The 6,943-nt window shown below is 58.6% G+C and carries 5 protein-coding genes; all 5 read right to left on the bottom strand.

Translation table 11 applies throughout. The features are described from left to right. Positions 1–4: 4 nt before the first annotated feature. Positions 5–1,483 carry a colanic acid undecaprenyl disphosphate flippase WzxC gene (wzxC, locus tag ACG0Z5_RS23555; RefSeq protein WP_394451558.1) on the bottom strand — a complete coding sequence of 493 codons (1,479 nt, stop codon included), beginning with the start codon at positions 1,481–1,483 and terminating at the stop codon, positions 5–7. A gap of 9 nt (positions 1,484–1,492) precedes the next feature. Further along, a complete protein-coding gene (gene wcaJ, locus ACG0Z5_RS23560; RefSeq protein ID WP_394451560.1) occupies positions 1,493–2,887 on the bottom strand; it encodes an undecaprenyl-phosphate glucose phosphotransferase in 1,395 nt (464 codons plus the stop codon). Positions 2,888–2,937: 50 nt separating this feature from the next. Next, positions 2,938–4,308, bottom strand: a complete 1,371-nt coding sequence (gene cpsG / locus ACG0Z5_RS23565) for a colanic acid biosynthesis phosphomannomutase CpsG (protein WP_394451562.1) — start codon at positions 4,306–4,308, stop codon at positions 2,938–2,940. Between the two features lie 141 nt (positions 4,309–4,449). Continuing rightward, entirely contained in the window at positions 4,450–5,886 is a 1,437-nt protein-coding gene (gene cpsB / locus ACG0Z5_RS23570) for a mannose-1-phosphate guanyltransferase (protein ID WP_394451564.1), read from the bottom strand. Continuing rightward, on the bottom strand, positions 5,883–6,943 hold a 1,061-nt coding region (locus ACG0Z5_RS23575; RefSeq protein WP_394451566.1), incomplete at its 5' end, for a WcaI family glycosyltransferase. The genes ACG0Z5_RS23575 and cpsB, both read right to left, overlap by 4 nt.

Genomic DNA, 6,943 nt, shown 5'->3' on the forward strand with positions numbered 1-6,943 from the left:
GCACTCAGCCCGCACGCAAAAGCACTTTCATTTTTTCACTACGGCACAGCTGGCGTTTCATCTCCACCACCAGCGGGTGGCGCGACAGCACAATCATGAACGCGAACGCCAGCGCCCCGGCGGCAATCTGAATCGCCAGCAGCAGCGGCAGAGACAGTACGCCGTTCAGCGCTACGCCGAGTCCGTAGCTCACCACCAGCGTCGGCAGTGACAGATAAAACGGCAGCCACAGGCTGAGAATGTATTGCCGATAGCTCGACCCCAGGACCGGTTTGATCATCACGAAATAGCTCAGCACGGTATTCACCACCTGCACCAGCAGGAAGCCGAGCGTCACGCCCAGCGCCCCGGCCAGATGGCCGCCGGTGATAATGGCCGGAATAAACAGGAAGGTTTTGAACACGTTGAATTTAAAGCTGATATCGACGCGCGCTTTGGCCATCAGCAGCGAGCCAATCGGGTTCCCGACCGAACGCAGTAACCCGACCACGCACAGCAGCTGCAGAACAGGCACAATGCTGACCCACTTCTCGCCGAACACCAGCGGCACCACGTTGTTGCTGACCACCATCAGGCCCAGCAGCACCGGGAAGTTGATAATGCCCACCACCGACAGCAGCTTGTAAAAGTTCACGCGCAGTCTGGCGGTATCGTCCTGAATTTTGGCGAACGCCGGGAACAGCACGCGGGTGATAATCGGGTTGAGCTTCATCGGCGGCACCACGGCGACGTTGTACGCCAGGTTGTAGCCCCCGGCGACGCTGGCCCCGAGAATACGCGCCAGTACCAGGGTAGAGAGGTTGGTGTTCACATAGTTGATGATGCTGTCGGCAGTCAGCCACGCGCCGAAGCGCAGGTTAGAGGAAACAGAGGCCAGCGAGAAATGCAGCCCCGGACGATAAATCCGGCGCCCAAACCAGCCAAACAGCAGGGTTCGCACCGCACTGTTGACCAGATATCCGAGGATCGCGGTCATTGCCAGCGGCCAGAAATGCGCACTCACCACCGTAAAGGTGAACCCCGCCAGTACGGCGGAGGTTTCAATCATGCCAATCTTGTTGAATTCCAGCTCTTTTTGCATCAGGGCGCGGAACTGCTGCCCGTGCGGGATGACCACAAACGCAAACGACAACGTGCGCATCAGCGGGGCCAGATCCGGGTTATGCAGAATGTCAGCAATGAACCCACTCAGGGAAAACACCAGTGCGAACACTACAATCCCTAAGCCGACGTTCAGCCAGTAGAGCGTGGTCAGCTCCAGATGACTGATTTCTTTACGCTGGATAATGGAGTTGGCAATGCCAAAATCCGACAGCGTGTCCGCCAGGGCGATGATCACCAGCGACACGGTCAGCAGACCGAACTGGTGATTGTCGATAATCCTCGCCAGCACGGTCATCTGCACCAGCCCCAGGCCGATGATGACCACCGTGGCCATCGCGGACCACTTCGCCCCGCTGATGGTTTTTTCTCTCAGGCTCATGTCACGTCCTCAATACGCTGCTTTGTTGACAAAGCCTTTGAAAATCGTCAGGAAAACAATGCGAATGTCGAACCACAGGCTCCATTCACGGATGTACTCGAGGTCAAACTCGATACGCTTTTCCATCTTTTCCAGGGTGTCGGTTTCACCGCGCCAGCCGTTAATCTGCGCCCAGCCGGTAATGCCCGGTTTCACCTTATGGCGCAGCATGTAGCCTTCAATCAGCTGACGATACTGTTCGTTGTGCGCCACCGCATGCGGACGCGGGCCAACAATCGACATCCCCCCGGTCAACACATTGATAAACTGCGGCAGTTCATCCAGCGAGGTACGGCGCAGGAAGTTGCCGACGCGGGTCACGCGTGGGTCGTTCTGGGTGGCCTGGGTGACGACGGCGTCATTTTCCATCACCCGCATCGAACGGAATTTCCACACGTTAATAGGCTTCCCGTCCATGCCGTAACGGGTCTGGCGGAAAATTACCGGGCCCGGCGAGGTGATTTTGACCGCCAGCGCAATACACGCCAGCACCGGGGAGATAAGCAGCAGGATCAGGCTGGCCAGCACAATATCTTCCACCCGTTTCAGCACGCGATTCAGGCCGGATAAAGGCGTGTCATACAGCGGCACTACCGGCACGCCGTTCACTTCGTCGATACGCGAATGCAGAATATTGAAGGTGAAAACATCCGGGATAAGGATCACCGAACAGGTGGTGTCGGCCAGCTCGCGCACCAGATCTTTGATGCAGGCTTCTTCCTGCATCGACAGCGCGATATAGACGTTATGGATTTTCCCGGCGCGCGCATCGTCGATCAGTTGTTGATAATTGCCCGCCCAGTCGGCATTGACGCCACCCGGTTTAGGATCGTGATAGCTGCCCACCACTTCAAAGCCGAGCCACGGTTGATTGCGGAAGCTGTCGAGCAAAATTTGCCCCGCAGGCATATCGCCCGCCACCGCCACCTGGCGGATGTTGTAGCCGCGGTTACGCAGCCAGCCCACGCCATAACGGATAAAGGCGCGACAGGCCACCATGCCGCAGGCGCTCAGCAGATACCAGGCGAGCCACACGGCAAAGCTGTTGCTGAAGTCGTCGTTAAAGGCCAGCAGCCCGGCGCTGAAAATCAGGGCCAGAGTCCAGTTTTGTAGCAGTAATAACAGTTCGGTGGTGATACGCACGCCGCGCCATGAGCGATAGAAATCGGTCATTCCGCCGATCATCTGAAACACCACCAGGGTAATCAGCGCCATCAGCAAATGCATGTAGGAAAACGGCAGTGCAGCGCCTTTGCAGACCACCCACAGCCCGCCGAACATAATGGTAATGTCGGAGAATCGCTGCACCATTGAGATTAACGATGCATTCGTTTTGGCTCGTTCGCGCTTTCTTAGAGTCGTCATCGTTGTTCCTGTTAAAAATGACCCTCCCCCGTCCGGGAGAGGGTATGTATTTACTGATTCAGCAGCGCCAGAATGTCTTTCGTTTTCGCTTCCATCAGCGCCGTGTCCCCACGGGATTCCACGTTCAGACGCACCACCGGCTCGGTGTTCGAGGAGCGCAAATTAAAGCGCCATTCGTCGAACGCCAGGCTGATGCCATCGGTGCGGTCAACATCCAGCGCGTGCGGCGCAAAATGCTGCTCAACGCGGGCAATCGCCGTGACCGGATCGGCCAGCTTGCTGTTGATTTCGCCGCTCGCCGGGAACGCCGCCATGCGGTCACGCACCAGTTCGCCCAGCGTTTTGCCTTTCAGGCACAGCAGCTCGGTCACCAGCAGCCACGGGATCATCCCGCTGTCGCAATAGGCAAAATCACGGAAGTAGTGATGGGCGCTCATCTCGCCGCCGTAGATGGCATCTTCCTGGCGCATACGCTCTTTGATGAACGCGTGGCCGGTTTTCGACATTACCGGGGTGCCGCCCGCCAGGTTCACCACATCGACGGTGTTCCAGGACAGACGCGGATCGTGGATGATGCGCTCGCCGGGCTGTTTTTCGAGGAACGCTTCCGCCAGCAGACCGACGATGTAGTAGCCCTCGATAAACTGCCCGGTTTCATCAAACAGGAAGCAGCGGTCAAAGTCGCCGTCAAAGGCGATGCCCATATCCGCGCCGTGTTCGATCACCGCATTACGGGTATCGGCGCGACACTCCGGCAGCAGCGGGTTCGGGATACCGTTCGGAAAATTGCCGTCCGGGGTGTTGTGAACTTTGATAAAGGTGACCGGCAGGTTCATTGCCTGGAAGCGCGCTTCCAGGGCGTCAATCACCGGGCCAGCCGCGCCGTTACCGGAGTTAATCACCAGCTTGAGGGGTTTGAGGTTGGCCGTGTCGATATAACCGAGCAGATGATCGACATAGGCTTTACGCAGGTCGATTTTCTGGCAGCTGCCACGTCTGGACTCCACCACCGGCGGGAAGTCGTTGGCTTCTGCCAGACGCTGCACATCGCGCAGGCCGGTGTCACCGCTGATGGGGCGGGCACCTTCCCGCACCAGCTTCATGCCGTTGTAATCCATCGGGTTATGGCTGGCGGTGACTTCGATGCCGCCATCCACGCCGAGGTGGAAGGTGGCGAAATAGATTTCTTCAGTGCCGGACAGGCCGATATCCAGCACGTCGACGCCCGCATCGCGCAGGCCTTTGGCCAGCGCCATCTTCAGCGATTCGCTGGTCAGGCGCACATCGCCGCCGAGCACGATGGTCTTTGGTTTCAGGAACTCACCGTACGCCCGGCCAATCCGCCAGGCGATCTCTTCGTTCAGCTCTTCGCCCAGCTTGCCGCGAATATCGTAGGCTTTAAAACAGGTTAATTCAGTCATGGTGTACCTCTTCTTCAGGCAACACTTAACCCGGACCCATCAGGGCCTGATTAAGATTTAATATATTGCCCGGTGGCGCTGCGCTTACCGGGCCTACGGATCATGCGTAGGCCGGATAAGCACAGCGCCATCCGGCGGGAATCAGATGCGTCCGTAGCGATCCTCGAACCGTACAATGTCATCCTCTTCGAGGTATGACCCGGAGCGGACTTCAATCAGGTCGAGCGGGATCTTGCCGGGGTTTTCCAGGCAGTGCGTGGCCCCGAGCGGAATATAGATGGACTCGTTTTCGCCGAGCAGCTTCACGTCATCGTTGATGGTCACCTTCGCGGTACCGGCCACCACAATCCAGTGTTCGGCGCGGTGATGGTGCATTTGCAGCGACAACCCTTCGCCCGGCTTCACGGTGATACGTTTCACCTGATAGCGTTCGCCGGAATCGATGGAGTCGTATTTCCCCCATGGGCGATACACTTCCCGGTGAATATGGTGCTCGTGGCGACCGTCAGCTTTGATGCGCTCAACCACTTTTTTGACGTCCTGCACCGCGTTGCGGTCGGCGATCAGCACCGCATCTTTGGTCTGCACCACCACCAGGTCTTTCACCCCGACGGTAGTCACCAGCCCGGATTCTGCATACACGTAGCTGTTTTCGGTGTTGTGGCTGATAACGTCGCCGTGATGCACGTTGCCTTCGTCAGTCCGGTTGCTGATTTCCCACAGCGAGGACCATGAGCCCACGTCGCTCCAGCCCGCATCCATCGGCACCACAACCGCATCGGCAGTGCGTTCCATCACCGCATAGTCGATGGACTCTTCCGGGCAGGCCAGGAACGCGGCTTCGTCAACGCGAATGAAGTCCAGATCCGGGTCAACCACGCTCATCGCCTGCTCGCAGGCCTGCATGATGTCCGGGCGGAATTTGGCGAGCTCTTCCAGATAGCGACCGGCACGGAACAGGAACATGCCGCTGTTCCAGTAATATTCCCCGCTGGAGACATACGCCTGCGCGGTTTCCAGATTCGGTTTTTCCACAAACTGCGCCACGTTAAACGCCACCGCGTCTTTATCGCCCGGGCTGACGTCGCCGCGGCGAATGTAGCCGTAGCCGGTTTCCGGCAGGTTCGGCACGATGCCGAACGTCACCAGTTTGCCACTTTCGGCGTACGGCACCGCATCGCGAACCGCCGCACGGAAGGCGTCTTCATTCTGGATGACGTGATCGGCGGCAAGCACCAGCATCAGCGGGTCACCGTTCGGGCAACTGCGCTTAGCCGCCAGCGCCGCGAGGGCAATCGCTGGGGCGGTGTTCCGCCCTGCCGGTTCAAGAATAATGTTCTCAGTCAGCTTATTAAGCTTGCGCAGCTGTTCCGCCACGATAAAGCGGTGCTGCTCGTTGCAGATAACCACCGGACTTTCGCACTCCACGCCGTTCAGGCGGTTGACGGTGGCCTGCAGCATCGTCAGATCGCCCTTCAGGCACAGGAACTGCTTAGGATAAAGTACCCGGGACAGCGGCCATAAACGGCTACCGGAGCCACCGGCCATTACTACCGGAAAGAGTTGTGTCTGACTCATGATTGAACCCCGAAGTCTTGTGCAGAGATATCCGCAATAAATTGTTTCAGCACGCTGTTCTTTTCGAGCGTGCGTTCGGCGTATTCACCGGCAATCACGTTGTGGTGCGGCATCGCCAGAGCCTGTTCAATCCCGTCGACCAGCGCCGGAACCGACTCGGGCTCCACGCAGACCGCGATCCCCGGCTGTGCCTGGCAAAGCTGGCCGAGTTCGGTGTCGGCTTCAGCGGTGATCACCGCGTTGCCGCCCACCGCCAGAATATTGGTCAGTTTCGAAGGCAGTACCGCGTCCGCCGCGCCGCGTTTCTGGATGACCAGATGGCAGTCGGCCATTTTCAGCAGCGCTGGCAGCGCTTCATACGACTGCAACGGGAAGAAACGCACGTTGCTCAGGCCGCGTTCAGCGACGCGCTTTTCCAGTCGCGCTTTGCCCCCACCCTGGCCGACAATCACGAACAGCCACGGTTTGTCCTGCAACTCAACGGCGGCCGCAACGACGTTTTCCAGCCCCTGCTTTTCGCCGATGTTGCCGGAGTAAAGAATAATTTTACGGTCTGATGGCAGACCCAACTGCTCGCGCAGCACCACGACCTGAGTCGGATTCACGTCACGAAAACGCGCCACTTCCGACCAGTTCGGGAAGAAAATCACTTTGTCTGCCGCAACGCCTTTCTCCTGCGCTTTATTCATCATCGAGCGCGAAATCGTGGAGACGTTGTCGACGTTATGCAGGCCGCTGCGTTCAAAACGGCTGGCGAGTTTCGCCACTTTTCCGCCCTTGCCTTTACCCGCCATCCCGAGGCCGAGCATCGCATCGACTTCGTAATCCTGAATGTGCAGCAGGGTGCGGGCACCGGAGAGCTTCGCCAGCAGGCGCATTCCCGGGGTGCAGAACAGCGTCGGCACCACGCCGATAATGCGGTCCGGCTTCCAGCGGCGCTGGGCCATCAGCGGGAAAAAGCTACTGAGCGCGAAGCTGCCGAGGTGGATCAGACGCCTGAGCGTGGAAGGCTGCTTTGGCACGTATAACGGGCAGCGCCAGACGGTGGCAGCCCCCT

The sequence above is a fragment of the Scandinavium sp. M-37 genome, assembly GCF_043558715.1.
Lineage (GTDB): Bacteria > Pseudomonadota > Gammaproteobacteria > Enterobacterales > Enterobacteriaceae > Scandinavium > Scandinavium vulneris_A.

Excerpts from the sequence above, each read along its gene's own strand:
- wzxC (WP_394451558.1), bottom strand. The coding sequence starts at position 1,483 with ATGAGCCTGAGAGAAAAAACCATCAGCGGGGCGAAGTGGTCCGCGATG.
- wcaJ (WP_394451560.1), bottom strand. The coding sequence starts at position 2,887 with ATGACGACTCTAAGAAAGCGCGAACGAGCCAAAACGAATGCATCGTTA.
- cpsG (WP_394451562.1), bottom strand. The coding sequence starts at position 4,308 with ATGACTGAATTAACCTGTTTTAAAGCCTACGATATTCGCGGCAAGCTG.
- cpsB (WP_394451564.1), bottom strand. The coding sequence starts at position 5,886 with ATGAGTCAGACACAACTCTTTCCGGTAGTAATGGCCGGTGGCTCCGGT.